The 22,729-nt window shown below is 41.1% G+C and carries 22 protein-coding genes and 6 tRNA genes; 24 read left to right on the top strand and 4 right to left on the bottom strand.

Translation table 11 applies throughout. The features are described from left to right. The 7 genes from PFZ69_RS20100 (at window position 1) to rocF (ending at window position 1,615) form a co-directional block, all read left to right on the top strand. A tRNA-Thr gene (locus PFZ69_RS20100) sits at window positions 1-76 on the top strand. A 9-nt stretch (window positions 77-85) separates the two neighbouring features. Next, window positions 86-170 (top strand) — tRNA-Tyr (locus PFZ69_RS20095). 4 nt (window positions 171-174) lie between these two features. Continuing rightward, window positions 175-250: transfer RNA gene (locus PFZ69_RS20090), tRNA-Lys, on the top strand. A gap of 6 nt (window positions 251-256) precedes the next feature. Continuing rightward, window positions 257-331, top strand: a tRNA-Gly gene (locus PFZ69_RS20085). Between the two features lie 9 nt (window positions 332-340). Then, window positions 341-414, top strand: a tRNA-Gly gene (locus PFZ69_RS20080). Between the two features lie 4 nt (window positions 415-418). Further along, a tRNA-Ala gene (locus tag PFZ69_RS20075) sits at window positions 419-494 on the top strand. 218 nt (window positions 495-712) lie between these two features. Continuing rightward, window positions 713-1,615, top strand: coding sequence for an arginase (gene rocF / locus PFZ69_RS20070; protein ID WP_270182877.1), 903 nt, complete (start codon window positions 713-715; stop codon window positions 1,613-1,615). A 24-nt stretch (window positions 1,616-1,639) separates the two neighbouring features. Here the strand turns inward: rocF and PFZ69_RS20065 are convergent, their stop codons facing one another. Continuing rightward, on the bottom strand, window positions 1,640-1,828 hold the full coding sequence (locus PFZ69_RS20065; RefSeq protein ID WP_270182876.1) for an aspartyl-phosphate phosphatase Spo0E family protein: 189 nt from the start codon (window positions 1,826-1,828) through the stop codon (window positions 1,640-1,642). A 210-nt stretch (window positions 1,829-2,038) separates the two neighbouring features. Between PFZ69_RS20065 and sigW the strand changes: the two genes are divergently transcribed. From sigW to glmS, 6 genes are all read left to right on the top strand, one after another. Further along, window positions 2,039-2,599 (top strand): RNA polymerase sigma factor SigW, encoded by a 561-nt coding sequence (sigW, locus tag PFZ69_RS20060; RefSeq protein WP_270182875.1) that lies wholly within the window; start codon window positions 2,039-2,041, stop codon window positions 2,597-2,599. A gap of 19 nt (window positions 2,600-2,618) precedes the next feature. Further along, a complete protein-coding gene (locus tag PFZ69_RS20055) occupies window positions 2,619-3,242 on the top strand; it encodes an anti-sigma factor family protein (RefSeq protein ID WP_270182874.1) in 624 nt (207 codons plus the stop codon). Between the two features lie 181 nt (window positions 3,243-3,423). Beyond that, entirely contained in the window at window positions 3,424-4,242 is an 819-nt protein-coding gene (gene cdaA / locus PFZ69_RS20050; protein ID WP_270182880.1) for a diadenylate cyclase CdaA, read from the top strand. Next, window positions 4,242-5,201 (top strand): CdaR family protein, encoded by a 960-nt coding sequence (locus PFZ69_RS20045; RefSeq protein ID WP_270182873.1) that lies wholly within the window; start codon window positions 4,242-4,244, stop codon window positions 5,199-5,201. The genes cdaA and PFZ69_RS20045 overlap by 1 nt, the downstream gene beginning before the upstream one ends. 183 nt (window positions 5,202-5,384) lie before the next feature. Further along, window positions 5,385-6,728, top strand: coding sequence for a phosphoglucosamine mutase (gene glmM, locus PFZ69_RS20040; protein WP_270182872.1), 1,344 nt, complete (start codon window positions 5,385-5,387; stop codon window positions 6,726-6,728). Window positions 6,729-7,192: 464 nt separating this feature from the next. Continuing rightward, complete coding sequence (gene glmS, locus PFZ69_RS20035) at window positions 7,193-8,998, top strand: glutamine--fructose-6-phosphate transaminase (isomerizing) (protein WP_270182871.1); 1,806 nt, start codon at window positions 7,193-7,195, stop codon at window positions 8,996-8,998. 250 nt (window positions 8,999-9,248) lie between these two features. On the opposite strand, the gene PFZ69_RS20030 is transcribed toward glmS, so the two are convergent. Then, window positions 9,249-10,292 carry a metal ABC transporter solute-binding protein, Zn/Mn family gene (locus tag PFZ69_RS20030; RefSeq protein ID WP_270182870.1) on the bottom strand — a complete coding sequence of 348 codons (1,044 nt, stop codon included), beginning with the start codon at window positions 10,290-10,292 and terminating at the stop codon, window positions 9,249-9,251. Window positions 10,293-10,607: 315 nt separating this feature from the next. Here PFZ69_RS20030 and PFZ69_RS20025 point away from each other — a divergent pair, with 315 nt between their 5' ends. The 6 genes from PFZ69_RS20025 to PFZ69_RS20000 all read left to right on the top strand — a co-directional run bounded on the left by PFZ69_RS20025 (window position 10,608) and on the right by PFZ69_RS20000 (window position 15,297). Beyond that, entirely contained in the window at window positions 10,608-11,744 is a 1,137-nt protein-coding gene (locus tag PFZ69_RS20025; protein WP_270182869.1) for an FAD-dependent oxidoreductase, read from the top strand. Between the two features lie 40 nt (window positions 11,745-11,784). Then, the gene (locus PFZ69_RS20020) at window positions 11,785-12,957 is read left to right on the top strand and encodes a GTP-binding protein (RefSeq protein ID WP_270182868.1); all 1,173 of its coding nucleotides are present in this window, start codon (window positions 11,785-11,787) and stop codon (window positions 12,955-12,957) included. A 15-nt stretch (window positions 12,958-12,972) separates the two neighbouring features. Then, window positions 12,973-13,242, top strand: a complete 270-nt coding sequence (gene rpsN, locus PFZ69_RS20015) for a 30S ribosomal protein S14 (RefSeq protein ID WP_270182867.1) — start codon at window positions 12,973-12,975, stop codon at window positions 13,240-13,242. A gap of 17 nt (window positions 13,243-13,259) precedes the next feature. Beyond that, window positions 13,260-13,598 (top strand): hypothetical protein, encoded by a 339-nt coding sequence (locus tag PFZ69_RS20010; RefSeq protein ID WP_270182866.1) that lies wholly within the window; start codon window positions 13,260-13,262, stop codon window positions 13,596-13,598. 260 nt (window positions 13,599-13,858) lie between these two features. Then, on the top strand, window positions 13,859-14,485 hold the full coding sequence (locus PFZ69_RS20005) for a LysE family translocator (RefSeq protein WP_270182865.1): 627 nt from the start codon (window positions 13,859-13,861) through the stop codon (window positions 14,483-14,485). Window positions 14,486-14,547: 62 nt separating this feature from the next. Then, window positions 14,548-15,297: a YqcI/YcgG family protein gene (locus PFZ69_RS20000; protein WP_333489754.1), complete on the top strand. Its 750-nt coding sequence runs from the start codon at window positions 14,548-14,550 to the stop codon at window positions 15,295-15,297. On the opposite strand, the gene PFZ69_RS19995 is transcribed toward PFZ69_RS20000, so the two are convergent. Further along, window positions 15,294-16,604: an amino acid permease gene (locus tag PFZ69_RS19995; protein ID WP_270182863.1), complete on the bottom strand. Its 1,311-nt coding sequence runs from the start codon at window positions 16,602-16,604 to the stop codon at window positions 15,294-15,296. The two genes, PFZ69_RS20000 and PFZ69_RS19995, sit on opposite strands and share 4 nt — an antisense overlap. 139 nt (window positions 16,605-16,743) lie before the next feature. On the opposite strand from PFZ69_RS19995, the gene PFZ69_RS19990 reads away from it, so the two are divergent. The 4 genes from PFZ69_RS19990 to PFZ69_RS19975 all read left to right on the top strand — a co-directional run bounded on the left by PFZ69_RS19990 (window position 16,744) and on the right by PFZ69_RS19975 (window position 21,210). Further along, window positions 16,744-17,685, top strand: coding sequence for an arginine deiminase family protein (locus PFZ69_RS19990; RefSeq protein ID WP_270182862.1), 942 nt, complete (start codon window positions 16,744-16,746; stop codon window positions 17,683-17,685). A 93-nt stretch (window positions 17,686-17,778) separates the two neighbouring features. Next, the gene (locus tag PFZ69_RS19985; RefSeq protein WP_270182861.1) at window positions 17,779-18,495 is read left to right on the top strand and encodes a ZIP family metal transporter; all 717 of its coding nucleotides are present in this window, start codon (window positions 17,779-17,781) and stop codon (window positions 18,493-18,495) included. A 104-nt stretch (window positions 18,496-18,599) separates the two neighbouring features. After that, complete coding sequence (locus tag PFZ69_RS19980; RefSeq protein ID WP_270182860.1) at window positions 18,600-20,702, top strand: heavy metal translocating P-type ATPase; 2,103 nt, start codon at window positions 18,600-18,602, stop codon at window positions 20,700-20,702. A gap of 160 nt (window positions 20,703-20,862) precedes the next feature. Next, window positions 20,863-21,210: a DUF1516 family protein gene (locus tag PFZ69_RS19975; RefSeq protein ID WP_270182859.1), complete on the top strand. Its 348-nt coding sequence runs from the start codon at window positions 20,863-20,865 to the stop codon at window positions 21,208-21,210. 35 nt (window positions 21,211-21,245) lie between these two features. On the opposite strand, the gene PFZ69_RS19970 is transcribed toward PFZ69_RS19975, so the two are convergent. Beyond that, window positions 21,246-21,758: an acyl-CoA thioesterase gene (locus PFZ69_RS19970; RefSeq protein WP_270182858.1), complete on the bottom strand. Its 513-nt coding sequence runs from the start codon at window positions 21,756-21,758 to the stop codon at window positions 21,246-21,248. 146 nt (window positions 21,759-21,904) lie between these two features. On the opposite strand from PFZ69_RS19970, the gene PFZ69_RS19965 reads away from it, so the two are divergent. Continuing rightward, window positions 21,905-22,675, top strand: a complete 771-nt coding sequence (locus PFZ69_RS19965; protein WP_270182857.1) for a divergent polysaccharide deacetylase family protein — start codon at window positions 21,905-21,907, stop codon at window positions 22,673-22,675. Window positions 22,676-22,729: the final 54 nt, after the last annotated feature.

Raw genomic sequence — 22,729 nt, 5'->3', positions numbered from 1 at the left:
GCCGGTCTAGCTCAATTGGTAGAGCAACTGACTTGTAATCAGTAGGTTGGGGGTTCAAGTCCTCTGGCCGGCACCATCTATTTGTGGAGGGGTAGCGAAGTGGCTAAACGCGGCGGACTGTAAATCCGCTCCCTCAGGGTTCGGCGGTTCGAATCCGTCCCCCTCCACCATTTAGAGCCATTAGCTCAGTTGGTAGAGCATCTGACTTTTAATCAGAGGGTCGAAGGTTCGAGTCCTTCATGGCTCACCATTTTTCGCGGAAGTAGTTCAGTGGTAGAACACCACCTTGCCAAGGTGGGGGTCGCGGGTTCGAATCCCGTCTTCCGCTCCAATATCATATGCGGGTGTAGTTTAGTGGTAAAACCTCAGCCTTCCAAGCTGATGTCGTGGGTTCGATTCCCATCACCCGCTCCATAATGGGGCCTTAGCTCAGCTGGGAGAGCGCCTGCCTTGCACGCAGGAGGTCAGCGGTTCGATCCCGCTAGGCTCCACCATTTATCCTTATATATCGGTATAAGGTTTTTTTTATGTCTAAATTTCCTCAACTATTAAACCTCTTCTCGGAATTACTTCTCCTCTTGTACTTATAAATATCCGAAAATTCGTAGAAATGTTGTCATGACATGAATACTTATTCAAAAAACTGTCCAGTTGAGTCATTAAAAACGGAATGGTTACAATATAGGTAGACATAACTCTAGGAGGACGAGATATGAATAATCAACTATCGATAATTGGAGTACCTATGGATTTAGGTCAAATGAGACGTGGGGTCGATATGGGACCAAGCGCAATAAGGTACGCAGGAATTGTAGAACGATTAGAGAAACTGAATTATGATATAGAAGATCTTGGAGATATTGAAATCGGTAGACCTGAGCAACGTCCAGAGAATCAAGACCATCAGTTAAAGAATCTAAAAGAAGTTGCAGATGCTAGTGAAAAGCTTGCTTCAAGGGTTAACGAAGTGATTGAACGTAAGCGCTTCCCGCTCGTATTTGGAGGAGATCATAGTATCGCAATTGGTACACTCGCAGGAGTTTCGCAGAGCTATAATAATCTTGGTGTGATTTGGTACGATGCTCATGGAGATTTAAATACTGCTGATACATCACCATCCGGTAATATCCATGGTATGCCGCTTGCGGTGAGTCTAGGTATTGGCGATGAGTCGTTAACAGGAATCGCAGGTTACAGTCCAAAGATTAAACCTGAGAACATCGTCATTATCGGAGCTCGTTCTCTTGATGAAGGTGAGCGAGTGTTGATAGAGGAAAAAGGAATCAAAGTGTTTACGATGCATGAAATCGATCGATTGGGAATGACAAAAGTGATGGAAGAAGCAATTGCCCATGTGTCCAATGGCACAGATGGTGTTCATCTAAGTCTTGATCTTGATGGACTAGATCCTCACGATGCACCAGGTGTTGGTACACCAGTTCTTGGAGGAATCAGCTATCGTGAGAGCCACCTCGCTATGGAGATGCTTGCGGAATCCGATATCCTTACTTCTGCTGAGTTCGTTGAAGTGAATCCTATTTTGGATGAGAAGAATAAGACAGCAACAGTAGCTGTTGCACTGATGGGATCTTTATTCGGAGAAAAATTAAAATAACATGATTAACGGCTCTCTAAGAAGTTAGAGAGCCGCTGTTTTATTATTTTTACATTCATCGTATTTATTCAGTAGGTTATCAAGATAAGTGCTGATTTCTACTATTTCTGAGGAACTTAATGGCTGCTTTCTTGCTAAGAGATTCATCTTCTTACGAGAGTCTTCAATTTCCTTAAGTAAAATTTCTTTTTCCCGCCCCTTTGCAAAATCCATTTGCAGACCATCCCTTTCATTCATTTTCCTCTATATACCCGATATGTATGGATTGAAAACCTCTTTTTTAGAAATATATGTATTTTGGTTATTAATAAAGTTTTCTCGTGCTAAAATAGGGGAGGATAAAAAAATTATAAAAAAAACGAAACTTTATTTTTCCTGGAACGTATTGAATAATAGCCGCAGGGAATAGCGGGGGTTGGATATATGGATGCCATTGTAAAAAGAATAATAGTACAAGTAAGGAAAGGGGACCACAATGCTTTTGGTGAGCTTGTGGAGCTCTATAAGGATCGTGTTTTTGCACTTACTTACCGAATGCTTGGTAACCGTCAAGAAGCTGAAGACGTGGCGCAGGAGGCATTTATTCGAGCTTATACAAACATTGATCGCTATCAAATCGATCGGAAGTTCTCAACATGGTTATATCGCATTGCAACAAATTTGGCGATCGATCGAATGAGAAAGAAGAAGCCGGATTATTACCTTGATGCTGAAGTCTCCGGCACTGATGGCCTAACGATGTACTCACAAGTAGCTGCTACTGATCAATTGCCTGATGATGAAGTTGTTTCTCTTGAAGCACAAGAGGGTATTCATCAAGCGATATTAAGTCTTCCTTTGAAGTATCGTTCTGCTATTACACTTAAGTATATTCAAGAGCTTTCACTAAAAGAGATTAGTGAAATTCTTGAATTACCAGTCGGTACTGTGAAGACCCGTATCCACCGTGGGAGAGAAGCACTTAGAAAGAAGTTACGTGAGTGATGTGAAAGGGGGAGAAACTATGAAATGCCCTGAAGAAATTGTACGAATGATGCATGACGTACTTGATGATGAAGCAACGAAAGAAGAACAACTTACGGTGCAAAACCATTTAAAAACCTGTGCTGACTGTAAGCACCATTATGATGAACTTAAAAAAACGGAATCATTTCTCCTCAGCACGCCTTCTCTTAAGGCACCCGATGGTTTTACATCAAAGGTAATGCAGCAACTTCCTCAAGAAAAGAAGACCGTTTGGATTAAGAGATGGATGAAATCTCATCCGCTGATGGCAGCTGCAGTTCTCTTTCTAGTATTAATGGCAGGATCAGTATATTCTTCATGGACGAGTGAAGATCAAATGACAGCATTATCTGGTAATCTGACGTTTGATAAGGAAACAAATACGGTTATCGTTCCGGAAGGTGAAGTAATAAAAGGAGATTTAACTGTTAAGAACCGCAATCTTGAAATCGAGGGGAAAGTCGAAGGTGATGTTCTCGTTATTAATGGAGAGCAATATATGGCTTCTGCGGGTCAAGTAACAGGGGAGATCGAGGAAGTCGATCATATTCTTGATTGGACATGGTATCACTTAAGACAAGTATTTATAGATATTGGTGATGTGTTTTCATCTGATAAGTAATCACACTTAAAACCGCTCTTAACCGAGCGGTTTTTTTTCGATTTTAAATCGATTTGAACAAACACGGTTGACTTTGAACATACTAAAAATATGATATAATTAAAAAGTTACCAACGTTTTCAAGATGTGTAACGGTTAGGAACCACAGGCTAAATTCACTATGTTTGGAGGAAGAGCCGTGCTGCCTGTTGCTAATGTGAATGTACTTGACTACATAACAGAAATTATAGATATTTTGCTAGTTACTTATGTGATTTATAAAATTATCATGTTGATTCGAGGGACTAAGGCTGTTCAGCTTTTAAAAGGAATCACCGTTATTATTGCGGCATGGTTTTTGAGTAGCTTCTTTGAACTTAATACGCTGCATTGGATTCTGGAGCGGGTGGTGCTTTACGGATTACTCGCGATCATCATCATTTTCCAGCCAGAACTAAGACGGGCATTAGAACAGCTTGGTAGAGGTCGATTGTTCACTCGTTCTGCAGTAGAGGAAGAAGAAACGAACAAAATGATCGAAGCGATTATCAAATCTACCTCTTATATGGGGAAGAGACGTATCGGTGCATTAATCTCGATCGAAAGAGAAACGGGGTTAAACGATTATGTAGAAACTGGTATTCAGATGAATGCGAAATTAACTTCTGAGCTTCTCATCAACATCTTTATACCGAATACTCCGCTTCATGATGGAGCTGTTATTTTAAAGAAGGACGAAATTTTGGCAGCTGCCTGCTATCTCCCATTGTCTGAGAGCCCCTTCATTTCGAAAGAACTCGGGACGAGACATAGGGCAGCATTAGGAATAAGTGAAGTGACGGACAGCTTGACTCTTGTTGTTTCTGAAGAAACTGGTAGTATTTCACTCGCTAAAAATGGAGAGCTTCATCGAAATGTATCAGAGGAGGTACTTCGCGACCTACTCACTGGAGAACTCAATACGGCTGTTACGAAGAACGATACTTCCAATCGTTGGAGTAGTTGGAGGGGGAAAAAATAATGGACAAGTTGCTGACAAGTAATTGGTTTGTCAAGATTATCTCGTTTCTTCTTGCCCTCATGCTCTATACTATTGTTGCTATGCCAGACGCTTCAACTTCTGGAGGGGATGGATTGCTTAATCCTGAGGGAGACTCCTATCCTATATCTGATATGAAGCTAGAAGTGCTTTATGATGAAGAAGAAGTCGTCGTTTCCGAACTGCCAGAAACGGTAGACGTGATCGTAGAGGGTAGAACTGATGGAGTAATGATCTCTAGGATGACCAATAAAGAGGTTTACGTCGATCTCCGCAATCTGACTCCTGGACAGCACCTTGTGACGGTTAAACATCGAGATTTCCCTGAGAACGTCGATGTAACGATTGATCCAGCGAGAGTCTCTGTAACGATCGAAGAAAAGAAATCGAACACGTATCAAGCTGGAATCAATCTGTTGAAAGCAGAAGAACTGCCTGAAGGCTACCAGGCTGAAAACCCTGTTGTTACTCCTGAAACAGTAACCGTAACAGGTGGATCTTCAAAACTCGAACAAGTAGCATTTGTAAGAGGATACGTTGATGTGAGTAATGCAAAGGAAGCGATTAACGCTCGGGTTACGCTCAACGTGTACGATGGAAATATGGACGAGATCCAAGGGCTTACGATCGAGCCGGCTATCGTGGATGTCGAAGTGCCGATAAGTAACCCATCTAAGAAGGTTCCTGTTGAAGTAGAGCAAGAAGGCGAGCTTCCTGAGGGATTAAGCATTTCTTCAATTACGGTCGAACCAAAAGAAGTAGCTGTGTTCGGACCGCTAGAATCGCTTGAGAAATTAGAAGTATTGAATGGGGCATCGATCGATCTTTCGGAGATTACAGAAGATACGACGGTGGAGCTTGATGTGCCTGTACCTGATGGAATGACGAAAGTAGAACCACAAAAGGTTAAGGTGAAAATCGCATTGAGTGATGAAGGATAAAAAGCATTTGAGGATATACCCATAAAAGGTAGGAGGCCGACGGATGGTCTTACTGCAACCGTTGCTCATATTTTTTGCGGCTTTATGAGGTATATCTTGCATCCTTGTCAACAAAAGCTGCTTTTATGATATAAAATCGTTAACACATAACTGAACTGCGCGATACAAAGGAGAGAAATTACGATGGGTAAATATTTTGGAACCGATGGTGTTAGAGGTGTCGCAAATACTGAATTAACACCAGAGCTTGCATTTAAATTAGGACGTTTTGGCGGGCATGTACTAACGAAAGGCGCTGAAAAGCCAAAGATTTTAATTGGTCGTGATACACGAATTTCAGGGTACATGCTAGAAGGTGCGCTTGTAGCAGGGTTACTATCGATCGGAGCTGAAGTCATGCGATTAGGTGTGATCTCCACGCCAGGTGTCGCTCACTTAACAAAAGCTCTTAGTGCTCAAGCAGGTGTCATGATTTCGGCATCTCACAACCCGGTAGGTGACAACGGTATTAAGTTCTTCGGACCAGATGGGTTTAAACTTTTAGATGTTCAAGAAGAAGAGATCGAGGCACTTATCGATAGTGATGAAGATACGGTTCCTCGTCCTACAGGTGAAGATCTTGGAATTGTTAGTGATTATTTTGAGGGCTGTCAGAAGTACCTACAATACTTAAAACAAACAATCGATGAAGATTTCTCTGGCCTTCATATCGCGCTCGACTGTGCTCATGGTGCAACTTCTTCGCTAGCACCTCACCTGTTTGCTGATTTAGAAGCGGATATCTCTACGATTGGTACGAATCCTACAGGGACAAACATTAATGCTGGCGTAGGTTCTACACATCCAGAGGCACTAGCTGAATTCATGAAGGATAAGAACGCAGATCTAGGATTAGCGTTTGATGGAGATGGTGATCGCCTGATTGCAATCGATGAAAATGGGGAAATTGTTGATGGCGATCAAATTATGTTCATTTGTGCAAAGTTCATGAAAGAGCAAAAGAACCTTCGTCATGATACGGTTGTTTCAACTGTCATGAGTAATCTTGGTTTCCACAAAGGGATGGAAGAAGCGGGAATTACTTCTCTCAAAACAAAAGTTGGAGATCGTTACGTGATGGAAGAAATGCGTAAGGAAGGGTATAACCTTGGCGGTGAGCAGTCCGGCCATATTATCTTCCTCGATTACATCACAACAGGAGATGGCATGTTATCCGCACTTCAGTTAGCGAATATCATGAAAGTGACACAGAAGCCATTGTCTGAGCTTGCAGCTGAAATGAAGAAGTACCCTCAATCGCTTGTGAATGTTAGAGTGACTGACAAAACAAAGGTTGATTCGAACGAACGTATTCAGGAGACGATCCAACAAGTTGAGAGCGATATGAACGGTGAAGGACGAATCCTTGTACGCCCATCGGGAACAGAGCCTCTCGTACGTGTAATGGCTGAAGCACCTACAAAAGAACTTTGTGATGAGTATGTACAACGTGTCGTATCGATGGTTGAGGAAGAACTAGGAGCGTAATCGACACAAAAATGGATTTAGTACGAATGGTATGCGTGTGTAGCACACAACAAGCTATACATGCATACCTTTTATTATTTAAAAGAAAACTACTAGTAAATCGGACGGAACTAATTTTCGTTTTTTGAAAAAAAGGATTGACCATTATTTTACATCTAATGTATTATTGTAGTTATGTTTAATCCTATTCAAGAAGGGAAAGTGAGGGAAGCGGGTTTATTACTACGATAAGCGCCTGGACTGCTCTCGAGCGGTAGAGAACAGTTGACGAGGAAGAGGTTCATCGAACATCGGCGGATACCTCTCGATTGCTCACCACAATCGTACGGTTTTGCGTTAAAACAGGAAGGTGACTTTCTGTACAAAACCAAAACCTTGGTGAAGAAACGTACTTGATAATCGGAAAAGAAGGGGCAGGTCTGCCCCGAGGTACACCTGTTCCTTCAACTGAAGGAGGACTTTTTATGTGTGGTATTGTTGGATATATTGGAAATAAAGATGCTAGAGAAATCTTATTGCGTGGGCTAGAAAAACTTGAGTATCGTGGTTATGATTCAGCCGGTATCGCTCTTCTTAATAACGAAGGCTTGCACCTTACGAAAGAAAAAGGGCGTATTGCAGATCTTCGTAAACAAGTTGATGAGAGCGTAGAAGCGACTACTGGAATTGGACATACACGTTGGGCAACACACGGTGAACCAAGTCAAATAAACGCACACCCGCATCAAAGTGCATCAGAACGTTTTACGCTAGTGCATAATGGTGTAATTGAGAACTATCAACAAATCAAACGCAACTTCTTATCCGAAACTGAATTCGTTAGTGCTACTGACACTGAAGTCGTGGTACAACTGATTGAGACATTTGTAGTAAAGCACAACATGCAAGTAGAAGAGGCATTTCATCAAGTGCTTCAAGAACTTCACGGTTCTTACGCACTAGCACTGATCGATAATGAAAATCCTGACACGTTATTTGTTGCAAAGAACAAAAGCCCGCTTCTAGTAGGAGTAGGTGATGAATTTAACGTGATCGCAAGTGATTCGATGGCGATGCTTCAAGTAACGAATGAATTCATCGAATTGATGGATGAAGAGGTCGTTCTTGTAACGCGTGATTCAATCACGATCAAAGATATGGATGGAAAAACGGTTGAACGTGAGCCATTCACTGCTGAAATCGATGCAAGCGATATTGAAAAGGGTACGTACCCGCACTATATGCTTAAAGAAATCGACGAGCAGCCGTTTGCAATCCGAAATATCATCACGAAATATAAAGATGAAAATGACAACATCAAGCTAGATGAAGATATTCGAAACGCTGTTAAGGATTCGGATCGAATCTACATCATTGCTTGCGGAACAAGTTACAATGCTGGTCTTGTTGGAAAGCAGCTTATCGAGAACATCGCTCAAGTTCCTGTTGAAACGCATATTGCGAGTGAGTTCCTCTACAATATGCCACTCGTTTCAAAAAATCCACTATTCATCTTTATTTCACAAAGTGGTGAAACGGCAGATAGTCGTGGCGTTCTTGTAAACGTGAAGAAAAAAGGCTACAAGTCACTCACGATTACAAACGTTCCTGGATCAACGCTTTCACGTGAAGCAGATTACACGCTTCACACACATGCGGGTCCTGAGATCGCTGTAGCATCGACAAAAGCTTATACAGCTCAGATGGCGGTATTAACCATTCTTGCGGTTGATACGGCACAAGCTAAAGGCATTAAGCTTGATTTCGATCCTCTTCAGGAATTAGGAATTGTAGCAAATGCAATTGAATCGATCGTCGATCAGAAAGAAAAGATTGAAGCGGTAGCTCGTGAATTCCTTTCTGTAACACGTAATGCGTTCTTCATCGGTCGTGGCGTAGACTACTACGTATGTCTAGAAGCAGCACTTAAACTAAAAGAAATCTCTTACATCCAGGCTGAAGGATTTGCTGGAGGAGAGCTTAAGCATGGTACGATTGCACTGATTGAAAAAGGTACGCCTGTTATTGCGATCGCAACTCAGAAGCACGTGAACGGAAGCATCCGCTCAAACGTTGAAGAAGTAGTTGCTCGTGGCGCGTCTCCTTGTATCGTAACGACGAAGAGTCTTGAAGAGGAAAACGACTCAATCGTAATCGATGAAGTGCATGAGCACTTAACACCACTTGTTTCTGTAGTACCACTACAACTGCTTGCTTATTATGCAGCACTTCACCGTGAATGTGATGTTGATAAGCCAAGAAACCTTGCTAAATCTGTAACTGTAGAATAAATAGAAGCGTCCGTTACCAGTAACAACAAGTTATTTGGTAAAGGTCAGCTAAATTAAAACGTTCCTAAGAGTAATTACTTTTAGGAACGTTTTTATATTCATGAACGTTTGTGTGGTGAAAAATTCTTTTACAATCTCAGTAATCAATGATTATAGGGATTTCTTCCTATCTACTTGCTAATCTTGCAGTCTATAAGAAAAAGGCGTGATTCTGTTAGGGATTACGCCTTTTACTATTAAATTGAATAGATTATTGAAGTGCTTTATCTAAAGTGTCCAGGTTGTTACGCATCAGGCTAAAGTAATCTTCTTCATTTGCAATATCCTCATCCGTCAGGACTGAGAGATTATGAAGACGTAGAGCCTCTGCGCCAATTTCTTTTTGCAGGCTCTTCGCAACCTTCGGCGTTACGTTTTGCTCAAATAGTACATATGATAAATTCTTTTCTTTTGCGGTATGAATGATTTCTTCTAATGCTTTTTGTGATGGTTCATTGGACGGTGAAAGGCCAGAAATCGCAATTTGATGGATTCCGTATCGCTCTTCCCAGTAGCCATAAGCTGCGTGTGAAACAATCATTTCAGGCTTATCTTTTGAATCAGTTAAGCTTTCGAAATCATTATCAAGCTTTTTAAGGTCTGCTTTTACTTCTTGAAAATTGGCTTCGAAATCCTCTTTTGCTTCAGGGTGTAGTTCAACTAAAGCATTTTTTATGTTTTCTGCAATTGCAATTGCTCTAACTGGATCCAGCCATACATGAGGATCTTTGTCCCCATGATGATGGTGTTCATCTTCTTTAGCATGCTCTTCCTCTTCAGAAGCTTCGTGGTCATCATGGTGTTCACCTTCTTCAGCATGTTCCCCATCTTCCGAAGTTCCTTGCTCTTCATGATGGTTATCTTTGTGCTCAATTGCTTCGATTCTGGTAGAAGCTTCAAACATTATTACATTATTTCCTTCAATTGAGTCAGCGATTGCCTCTGCATAGCTTTCCATCCCAAGACCGTTATATATAAAACCATCGGCTTCAGCAATGCTTACCATGGTTTTTGTAGTAGGTTCATAGGTATGTGCGTCCGATCCAGGTGGCAGGATTGATTCCACGTCAACATGGTCGCCACCAATTTTTCTTGTGAAATCCTCAATAGGAAACAATGTGGTATAAACGATTAACTTCTCATCTGAATTGCTGTTTTCCATAGCTGTTGAACTATCCTCATTGCTGCCACATGCTGCTAGAAGCAATACAACAATTAGCATTATCGATGCCATACTTCGGCGCTTGTACGTCATTATATCTCCCCCTTAAATATACATATAAATCATATTATCGTAATGGTTACGATTTGTAAAACGAAATTATTACGGTTTAAAATAAGAATAGTCTCGCATAAGACTGGACCTAGTAAAAGGTTTAAAAAAGACGGAATAGGTGGAGCAAACGATCATTTTGGCTGAAGATGAGATCAACGAGGAGGCATTGAACTAGAATCTTTAAAACTAACACTTCTCATTTTTGCTAAATTTAGTAGCATTCTTTTGTTGTATTTTGTTACTAATTCATATACACTATAAATCGTAATCGATACGATTTGCGGAGTGGTGGATATGTATAATTGGATTATTATAGGTGGAGGCATACATGGTTGTACGATTGCAGCAACACTTTTGAAAAGCGGGAAAGTCAAAAAGGAAGAGCTTCTTATGATTGATCCTCATTCAGTTCCGCTTGCAAGATGGAAAGAGAGAACAGGGCGTATTCAAATGCCTTTTCTTAGGTCTCCATCTGTACATCATATTGATGTTCCTCCTTTCAGTCTGGAGAAATATGCAAAGGAAAAATCGTATACGAATCCTTTTTATGGCTATTATGATCGCCCGGCACTAAATCTTTTTAATGAACATGCAGATTCAGTCTTACGTGAAGTCGGCCTTCAAGAGGTTTGGTGTAGCAGTAAGGTTGTAAATGTTGCGAAAGAAGGTCCATATTGGGAGATTGAAACAGAAGATGGACGCATTTATTTTGCAAAGAACTGCGTGATTGCAATAGGAAACAATGAACTTGCCTATCCGGACTGGGGAGATAAATTGAAAAATGCCTGGCACCTTTTTGACCCTCGTCTTGATATGGAGAAAATTACTCCTCCGATTGCCATCGTTGGGGGTGGCATAACAGCAGCACACGCAGCCATTACAATGGCCAACCGGTTTCCAGGTAAAGTAAGTCTTATTACGCGGCATCCGTTCAGAGTGCATGATTTTGACAGTGATCCTGGCTGGATTGGTCCAAAATATTTAAACGGTTATGAGAAGGTAGCGTGCTATAGAAGAAGACGGAGAATGATTAAGGAAGCACGTCATCGGGGATCCATCCCTTCCGAACTCCATCAGAAATTGAACTGTTTGGAGAAACAGGGGTCCCTTTCAATAATCCAAAGCAATGTGACATCTGTTTGTTGGAAGTCCAATGCGCTTTTTATAACCGAAGGGAGCATGATGCCTGCAACAACGCTTTTTGCCACAGGATTTCAAGCAAAGATGCCTCAGCAGAAGTGGCTGCAAAACCTCATCGAAAATGAAGTGCTTCCATGTGCAGCATGTGGCTATCCAATTGTAGAAAAGACGCTGGAATGGAGCTCACGTTTGTTTGTTTCAGGACCTCTTGCTGAGCTTGAAATCGGTCCTGGCTCACGAAATATCATAGGGGCGAGGAAAGCAGCTGAACGCATTGCAAAAAGTATATGAATCAAATCGTAATTATTTTGATTTAAAGGAGTGAATATGGATGGGGAAAATCCCTGTTACTGTTCTGAGCGGATATTTAGGTGCAGGAAAAACAACGCTCCTAAACCACATTCTCGCAAACAGAGAGCAGAGAAGAATAGCAGTCATTGTAAACGATATGAGTGAAATCAACATAGATGCAGAATTAATCAAAAATGGCTTTTCTAGAACAGATGAAAAATTAGTCCAGCTACAAAATGGATGTATCTGTTGCACCCTAAGAGAAGACCTGATTCTTGAAGTGAAAAAGCTGATGGAAGCAGGGGAAATTGATTATCTTGTGATTGAGTCTACTGGTATTTCAGAGCCCATTCCAGTGGCACAGACATTTACATATATGGATGAGGAACTTGGCATCGACCTCAGTGAGACGTGCAGACTGGATACGATGGTGACGGTTGTTGATGGAAACCGATTCTGGCATGATTTTCATTCCGGTGACTCGTTGCTAGACCGCAAAGAAGGTGCCGATCAGAGTGATGAACGTGATGTTGTTGATTTGCTTGTTGATCAGATTGAATTTGCGAATATACTTCTTCTTAATAAAACGGACTTAATGGAACAAGAAGAAATAGAAAAATTAACTTCGATTCTTAAAACACTGAATCCTGATGCTCTGATTAAGACCAGTACCTATGGAAAAGTGCATCTTAATCAAATACTCAACACTAACCTGTTTGATTTTGAACAGGCAAGTCAAAGTGCAGGCTGGATTAAGGAGTTGAATGAAGAACATACTCCTGAAACAGAAGAATACGGGATTTCATCATTTGTATACCGCAGAAAACGGCCTTTTCATCCTGAAAGGTGGATGGCATGGCTTGAGCAATGGCCTAGAGATGTTGTTCGGGCAAAAGGCTTTTTCTGGCTCGCTACCCGGAATGATATCACTGGCTTGCTTTCCCAAGCAGGACCATCGCTTAGCATTGAATCTGCTGGTAAATGGGTTGCTACCTCTTCAGCTAATGAGCAAAAGGAAGCCATGAGAGATGATCCTGATCTTCTTGAACGTTGGGATGACCTTTACGGGGATCGTCTGACCGAACTTGTGATGATTGGTCTTCACCTCGACCAGGAGCAAATTGAACAGTCACTTGACCAATGCCTTCTAACAGATGAAGAAATGAAGCAGGATTGGTCTTTACTTTTAGATCCATTGCCAGAATACCAATAAGAAAGGAAGATAAATATGGCGAAGAAATCAAAAGTCGCAAAAGAAAAGAAGCGTCAGGAGCTTGTTCAGAAGTATGCGGAGCTCAGAAAGGAATTAAAAGCAAAGGGGGACTATGAGGCTCTTCGTAAGCTTCCGCGCGATTCTTCACCAACGCGCTTAACCAACCGCTGTGAAGTAACAGGAAGACCGAAAGCTCATCTTAGAAAGTTCAAAATGTCGCGGATCGCATTTAGGGAGTATGCGCACAAAGGGCAGATTCCTGGAGTGAAAAAATCTAGCTGGTAAAAGGCGGGTGAAGAGAGGTGAGAGTAAACGAGCATCTGCTTAGGATTATTGTTAGGGATGCTATAGCTAAACTCCCTAGGCAAGAAAGAGAGCTGTATGAGTGGATTGATAAATTGGAAACATCCCTTATCTCCAAAAGTGATTCCCCTGGCGCTTATTTAAATCTGCTTCAAAAGCATAGTCCTTATCATGAAGCAGGGGCATTCTTTCATATGAACCCATCAAAAGTAAGGAAAATCATGCAGCAGGTAGAAGTCTATCTCTCTAATCAGGTGGAGGAAAAAATCATCACGAAAAAATGGTTGGAAGTTCCTTCCTATCACTCTAATCGAAAAAAGTTTATGCTATACATTTAATATGTACAGCGAATGACAAATTGAACACTTTTGACGAGTGCCCAGTTAATGCTTGTGCAAAAGGTGAATAACCAAATAGCTATCGAACGTTTTTGCGCGTGTCATTATGATACGCGCGTTTTTAAAAATGAAATAACATATTGAATTCCAACAATCATGTTCGTTTAACAATGTTTATAACGAAGTCTTTATAAAATACCTCTTTCTCTTTAATACTTCTGGACATGCTTGAATAGGATGTTACGAAGGAGGGGACGGAGATGAGCATTTATTTTAGTTATATCTTGTTAGGTTTATCACTATCTGCGCCTGTAGGTCCGATTAATGCTGCACAGATGGACAAAGGAATTCGGTATGGTTTTTTGAATGCGTGGTTTGTTGGAATAGGTGCGATGGTTGCAGATGCAATCTTCATGCTGCTGATTTACATAGGGATCGGACATATTGTGGATTCTCCATTTATGAAAACGTTCCTCTGGCTGTTTGGATTCTTCGTGTTAAGTTATACAGGTGTTGAAAGCATTGTGAAGTCGAGAGTTCAAAAGAATAGGAGTGGCACAAAGAGTGAAACGAAGGGGAAGTCTTTTCGAACAGGGTTCTTTATGGCCTTTTCAAACCCATTGAACATCTTATTCTGGCTAGGTATTTACGGATCCATCCTTGCTCAGAACGCAAATAACTTAGGCACTTATCATTTCTTGATCTATAGCACGGGTATCTTTATTGGAATCACAATATGGGATTTAACAATGGCGAGTATTGCATCAGGGGCAAGAAGGCTCCTAAACCCTTCTATGCTTCGGATGATATCGATTCTCTCGGGAATCGTGCTTATTGCATTTGGATTGTATTTTGGAAAGCAAGCGATGACTATGCTCCTTAGTTAGACAGACACCTAATGAACATTCTCTCAATAGGATACCGTGTGTAGCTATTGGGAGGGATGTTGATGTTATTTACAAAGAGTATGATAGATGAGAATAGTGAAGCGTTGGAGGGTTGGAATGTGTTAGCCTACCAACAATTTTCAGATATGATGTGCAATGAATCTGAACCCTATCCATGTGTTCCTGGGAAAATGGGCTTTATCGATAACTCTCTCAGGTTTGGGTTTGCGGATCCTCCATGGGAAGAGCATGCTTCTAGGCAACTTGCGGCCATTTTAAAGGAGTATGGGGAAATTTCACGGGAAACAGGGAAGTACGCTTCTTTAGTCGTGTTCTTTGAGGCTGATCATCAAGATGGCAAGAGTATTGAGGATTATCAGGATACGTTTTGGACGTTATTAAACGACGTCCATCAACTAGACGAAAAACCATGGCCTGAAGACATACCGACAGACCCACATAACCAGGCATGGGAGTTTTGTTTTGACGGTGAACCCTATTTTGTATTTTGTGCGACACCCGCTCATCGCGTGCGAAAGAGTCGAAGCTTTCCTTATTTTATGCTTGCTTTCCAACCGAGGTGGGTTTTCGAAGAAATCAATGCTTCAACATCTCTCGGGCAAAAGTTAAAGAAGGTCATCAGAAACAGGCTGGTTAAATACGATGGCAAGAAGCCTCACCCTGCTTTAAAGTGGTATGGACAGCAAGATAATTATGAATGGAAGCAGTATTTTCTCGATGAGGAAGACACGACTCTATCTAAGTGTCCTTTCATGGCAATGAAGAACAAGATAAAGAACTTGCATCCTTAATGCTTTCTTTTTAGTTTAATGACAGTCGCTAACGCGATGAGTACAATAAATCCAATACTTACAAAGAAACCAGGCCTGCTAACCTTATCGAACAATGTGCCGGTGATTGCGAAGGCAATCAATGTAAAAGCAACCCATATACCGATCGTGCTTTTTAACGATTGATCCATAAGCTTTCGAAAAGACAACAAAATAAACATCCAGTTGTATAAAAGCATAAGTCCAGCAGCAGTGGTAAAATATTCGAAAATCTTTCCGGGTACTAAAAGCGCGATGATGATCGAGATCGCAACTACGATACACGTGAGAATGAAAGCGGGAAGGGGAACTTTCTCCTTCTCACTTTGCGCAAAAAGCTTCGGTGCGTCTCCTTCTTCCGCAAGTGTCAAGAGCATCGTCGTAACAGCATAAAGAGAAGCTACCATCGTTGAGAATCCTGCGATGATGAGGATGCTATTAAAGATGTGCGGGACGAAAACAGGAAGTTTATATGAGATTAATACCGTTAGAAAAGGACTCTCATCTGGCGTGATCGCAGAGGATGAAGTCAGTTTTAATACAAAATAAAATGATAATAGGTAGAGGGAAGTTAGCACGAGTAACATGATATTTCCGGATTTCTGTGCATCTTTAGGGTTTTTTAAGTGTTCAGCCATGAGTCCCATAATTTCAATTCCACCAAAGGCATAAAACGCATAAAGAAGAGCGGTCCATAACCCAATCCCGCTTTGTGGGAATAAGTCAGTCAGCGGAGAAGAGGAAGGAGTTGCTCGTTCAAGGGGATTGATCAGCCCGCTTATGACTGCGATCGAAATGATGAGAAACATGGCGATCGCTGCTACTTTCATAATTCCAAATACATTTTCCAGTTGTTCGACTTTGTGAACGCCCATGAGGATGATTGAAAGCCCGGCGATGGCAAAGATCGTTGCGAAAATCCATAGCGGAGTATTCGGAAACCAGTACTGTGCAAAGATCGAGAGAGCCGTTAACTGACTACCCATGATCAGCATTTCAGATGACCAGTATACCCACCCGTTACTAAATCCTGCCCAATCTCCAAATGCATGTTTCGCATAGGTACGGAATGAACCTTTAACAGGGTGGTGAGCGGTTAATTTCGCAAGGGCCTGAAAGACAAACCATGTCCCTAGCCCTGCGATTGCGTATGCGATCAAGATGGCATTATCTGCTTTCTGAATCGCAATACTAGAACCAAGGAAATAACCTGTTCCGATAATGCATCCGACGCCGATCAAAGAAAGCTGCCACCATTGAAGATTTTCAGATTTTGTAGTTTTTCTCATGACCCATTCTCCCCGTTCATAGTTAGTCTTAGTGTGAGAAGGAAAGCAATGGAATATGTGTTCTTAACCGTTTTGGGATGGTTTTATATGGTGAGGAGATAGTAATAAAGTAAATCTTTTAAAAGGAGTTTGCTTTATTATGAATTTATCCCCAAATTGTTGGAATGAATATAGCGAGTTAAAAAGTGTCATCGTTTGTTCCCCAACTTGTCTCGATGTGCCAGATAAGAAAATAGCTTCTTATGTTCAGTGGGAAGCTCCTGTTAACCATGAGAAGGCATGTGAACATCACGAAAACATGGTAAGTGGGCTAAGAGATTCTGGAGTCAATGTAGTGAAGTATGATGCATTTTTATCACCAGAAGATCTAGCTTTTCATAAGCAGTTGATCAATCGAGTCTTTGTGCGAGACCTTGCCTGCGTCTTTGGTAATCATATCGTACCAGGTGAGGCTGGTACGACGATGAGGAAGCCGGAATACGTTACATCACACCTACTCTTCCAACAATGGTTCGATGAAAATACATTTTCCATCACAGGAAACAACGATTGTAAAGCATTAGAATTTGGAGATGTGATGATTGTAAATAAAGATGCTGTATTCATTAATTCTGGAGTGCGGACAAGTATCGATAGCATCGAAGCGATCAAAGAGCAGGTCTTCGCAGCAGGTTTTTCAGAAATTGGCGTCATCGATCTGCCAAGAAGAGCAGATACGCTTCACTTGGATATGAATTGCAACGCAGTGGGACCAGATGTATATCTTGCTAAGAGCTACATGAGATTTTTTCCTGTGAAAGTCTTGTTACAAGGGTCGTCTAAGTACATGATGGTGGAAGCGTTTTTAAATCGTCACGGATGTGAAGTTGTCTGGACGGATGAAATCACCCATACGTTAGCTGATATTAACTTCTTGAATCTAAATCCAGAAACACTCTTGATCAGTACAAAAGCTAACAAGAAAATCTTTAAAAGCCACCCAAAGTTAAAAAAGATGAAATTAGTAGAAGTAAATGTAGGTGAACTCGAAAAAGGTGGGGGCGGTATTCGCTGTATGACGCTACCGATCGAAAGACGATAAGACAGAAGAAGGGTTATTCTTCTGTTTTTTTATTTTGCTCATATATTTTAGTGGACGTGGTATGAGCTTGCCCTATAAAAAGGAGGCAGATTGATGTTTTCCTTATTAACGAACCTTTTCCTTGTTGGCATCAGTGGTTTACTTGTTGGAGCAGCTGTAGGCAGAGGAGCGTATCGTCATTATTCACATAGAATGGAAGAACTTTATTTACTGTGTGGTGGCATGCTGATCGGGGTCATCGTATTTGAATTGATTCCTGAAAGCATGCATTCATTTGAGCCGATGGGCATTCTTTTAGGGGCATTGTTGTCTTTCTTATTGTTCGTATTGATTGAAGCAAGCTTTCATAATCGGCTTGTACATAATAAATATGTGCCTGTTATTGCATTTGTATTTGCTCTCCTTTCACATAGTATTCCAGTTGGAGTTGCGATTGGTATCAATGGAGATGGAGGGGAATTCGGAGGGGTGTTACTGTTAGCACTCTTCATTCATCATATCCCTGAAGGTGTCGCATTAGTTTTGTTCATGGCTATTTCAGGATTAAAGAGTAGGTATTCGATCTTAGCAGCTGCATTGATTTCCTTCGCGTTGGTTTTATCTGCAGCTCTTGGTACACATGTTGCGCCTTCTTATACCGTTAACGGATTTCTTACAGGTGTTGCAATCGGGTCACTTTCTTATGTGGCTTGGTACGAGATCATTTTAAAGGTAAAAGGACGTGTCTTCCTCAGAACTTTATTTTTATATATCTCAATGGGCATACTTATAATCGTTACATATATGAAGATCGTTCATAAACTTTTTTGACAAATCGCAAAAGAATCAGTAAAATTATAAACATCATATATGAACACATGCTCATATATAGAATATAATGACATAAGGTTCCTAATAGAGGAGTGGAAAGCGAGATGAAAGAGTATCGCTTAAAAGGCTTATCGTGCCCAAATTGTGCTTCAGATATGGAGCAACAAATTCAAAAATTAGATTACGGAAAATCGGCTCAAATTCAGTACAACTCGGGAAAGATTCAACTTGATGAGAAGATCGATCTCAAAAAGGTGAAAAAGATTTTAGCAACCGATAATGCTTCGTTACTAACTGAAGAAGATGAGCATGGTCACAGCCATCCATCATCGATTAAAGTCTATCTTGGAATTGCTACTGGTGTGTTTATTCTTGCACTTCTAGTGGATGGAATGACTAGTTTTACAGCTGTACCATTTTACATTACCGCAATTATACTAAGTGGTTATCAAACATTTATTAAAGGGTTAAAAAACCTTGTTCGATTGAAATTTAATATAGAAACCTTGATGACGATCGCATTGGTCGGTGCGGTTGCGATTGGAGAATGGAGAGAGGGTACCCTCGTTGCCATTCTGTTTGGTTTAAACGAATACTTAGAAGGATTAGGCATGCAAAAAGCTAGAAAATCGATGGCTTCACTTCTTAAAATCGCCCCAAAAGAGGCAGTTATCATTCGTAACGGCTCAGAAGAAACAATTCCGATTTCTAATCTAAGTGTAAATGACTTGGTACTCGTGAGGTCAGGTGAAAAGATTCCCTCTGATGGTGTGATCGAAACTGGAAACAGCTCGGTCAATGAAGCAGCGATTACAGGAGAGGCCATGCCCGTTGAAAAAGCCGTTGGAGAAAGTGTATTCGGAGGAAGTATTAACAATGAAGGTGTTCTACGAATTAGAATTACAAAGGCGTACAAAGATTCCTCTCTTGCGAAGATTCTTCATCTTGTAGAAGAAGCTCAGGAAACGAAGACGCCGACAGAACAATTTATTAATCGTTTTTCTAAATACTATACCCCGTTGATCATGATCATTTCAGCACTTGTCATGATTGTTCCACCCGTTTTCTTCAATGCAAGTTTTGGCGAGTGGTTCTATCAAGGATTAGCCGTATTAATTGTTGGGTGCCCGTGTGCATTGATCTTATCTTCTCCTATCGCAAACATATCTGGAATAACGAGAAATGCTCGAAATGGCATTCTTATAAAAGGGTCCGTTCATTTGGAGCAGCTTGGCATGATTGATACGTTAGCGTTTGATAAAACGGGGACGCTGACGAAGGGAACACCATATGTTGAAAGAGTTGAGACATTTGATCACACAAACTTCCTCACGGTTGCTGCAGCCATCGAAAAGCATTCTTCGCATCCTTTAGCAAAAGCGATCATGAATAAGGTGAGTGAGTTCCCTTATCGAGAAAAAGAAGCAGAAGAACTCGAAGCAGTTGCAGGTCAAGGGATCATGGCAAAGATCGATGGGAAACGTTATCGAATTGGAAATGAGAAGAGTGTGGAGGGGGCAGCTATCGATGAGAGTGTTCAGTCTCTAATCACGTCTATGAAGGAAGACGGGTTAACCTTAGTGCTGGTTGCAGATGATACAACCATCTTAGGGATGTTCGGGATTTCAGATGAGATTAGAGAAGAAAGCGAATCAGTGATGAGTGCGCTTCATTCTATAGGAATAAAAAATACTGTCATGCTGACTGGTGATCATCAAAAGACGGCAGAGAAGGTTACAAAACGAGTTGGCGTGCGTTCTTACTATGCAGGTTTGATGCCTGAAGATAAAGTAGAGAAAGTAAAGGAGCTAACAAAGAACGGTAACGTTGCGATGGTTGGAGATGGTATTAACGATGCTCCTGCTCTAGCGACAGCTAACTTAGGCATTGCTATGGGGAAAGGGACCGATAGTGCGATTGAAACAGCAGACATCGTGCTGATGCAAGATCACCTCGGGAAGTTACCTGAAGCAATCGGAATTGCAAAGCGAGTCAATCGTACCATCCGGTTCAATATCGCTTTAGCTCTTGGCTTAAAGCTTGTTGCATTGCTCTTAACGATTCCTGGTCTCCTTACGCTCTGGATCGCTATTTTATCAGATATGGGTGCAACCATACTTGTCACATTGATTAGTTTAACCATTCTATGGAACAAGAAAGAAAAGAAATCTGATGGAAAGCCTTACCCAGAGCTACAGCATTCATAAACGGAAACCCCTGGTCACGTGCTAGGGGTTTTTAAATTATAAGAAATGAAAAATTTGTACCCTTTTCACATTAGGGGCTTGTGTCGTTGGTTATACAATTCTACTATTAGGATATGACACTTATGTCATGATCCATAAAGGATGGGAAGGGGAACACATCATGTACAATATTTTTTATCAGTCTCACGCAGGTTCATGGGCAATTCTTGTGCTTTTGCTATTCGTTAGCTTTTTTGCCTACAAGCAGAACATTTCAATTATGATCCAAAGACTCTTTTATCTCATAATGATTATTTCTGGTGCAGGAATGATCGTTCTACAATTTACAATGGGGTCATTTCCAATTCTCTATATTTTCAAAGGAATCGTTGCGATCGCTCTAATCGGAGTGATGGAGATCATCGTAGGGAAACGAAAGCGGTCAGAATCCACCAAAACACAATGGATTCTATTTGTAGTATTGCTTCTTATCGTACTCTTGATCGGATATGATGTAATAAGCTTCTAACCTAAAAACGACGTCCAATTAGGACGTCGTTTTTTTTATTCCCAAGGCCGTTTTGTTGTTAATAGTCCAGCAAGTTCTTTACTTGCCTGACGATGTTCTCGTCTTTTTTCAGCTCGTGCGGGAGCGGTGTTATGAAGATTTTTTTCTTCTTCTGTTTCAGGGATAATCTGCGGTACTTCTAAAGGACGCTTATTTTCATCAAGAGCAACAAATGTCAAAAACGCAGTAGCAGCAATTTTTCTTTCTCCTGACAAAAGGTGTTCCGCAATCACCTTCACAAAAACCTCCATCGAGGATTTTCCGGTATAAGAAACATAAGCCTCTAGACAGACGGAGTCATCGGGTGTAATGGGATGTAGGAAATCAACAGAGTCGGTCGAGGCTGTTACCACTTCACTTCTGCAAAGTCTCATAGCTGCAATAGACGCAAGGTCATCGATATCACGCATCAACTGACCACCGAATAGTGTGTTGTGATTGTTTGTCGCTTCTGGGAACACGTGGCTCGTTTTTACCACAAGCGTTTCTCTGATGTATCTTTTTTCCATGTTGTCCTCTCCTTTTCGTGCAAAATAACTAGTCTAACTTTACTATGCCCTTCAACACTTTGAAGAAAACATGTGATGAAAGATTAGGTTATACATTCATGAAATTCGTTTATGCTGGGAATTTTAATGGAAAGGAGGTTTGTTGAATGAGAATTTTGTTTCTTACTATAATTGTTCTAAATTTCCTGTGGTCTCCGACTTATGCAGAGAGCGGGGGGCGTTCTGAACTTGCGATCGTAATCGATGATTTTGGAAATAATATGGGTGGAACAGAGGAAATGCTTGAACTTCCTGTACCATTAACGATTGCAATCATGCCTTTTCTTTCAACTACAAAAGAAGATGCCAAATTAGCTCACAAAAAGGGGCATGAAGTGATTGTACATATTCCTATGGAACCACTAAGAGGAAAGTCGAGCTGGCTTGGACCAGGCGCGATAACAACGAACCTCAGTAATAAAGAAATAAGAAAAAGAATTTCGCGTGCGATCGACGATGTTCCATATGCGGTTGGAATGAATCATCATATGGGATCAAAAGCAACCGCAGATGAACGCGTAATGAGAATCGTGTTGGATGTTTGTAGGGAAAGAGGGTTGTATTATCTCGATAGTAAAACAACGGATAAAAGCGTTATTCCAAAGTTAGCGAACGAAATAGGAGTCCCTTATCTCGAGAATGAACTGTTCTTCGATGATATTTATACGATCAGTCACATGAGTAAGAAAGCAAGAGAGCTTGAGAAGCTTCTTAATGACGACGAAAACCATATCGCGATAGGACACGTAGGGATAGCTGGGAAGAAGATGGTTCAAGTGTTAAACGAATACATCCCTATCTACCAATCAGACGCAACGATCGTCCCTTTATCTGAATTAATTCCAAGCTTTGATATGATCGATAAGCAAGTTCCGTAACGATAGTTTGGATTTTAAACTGATCTAATGACGTAAACGCATCGTTAGCTATGA

It is taken from the genome of Alkalihalobacillus sp. CinArs1 (genome assembly GCF_947387515.1).
Lineage (GTDB): Bacteria > Bacillota > Bacilli > Bacillales > Guptibacillaceae > Guptibacillus.
This window is presented reverse-complemented; position numbering and strand designations above follow the sequence as displayed.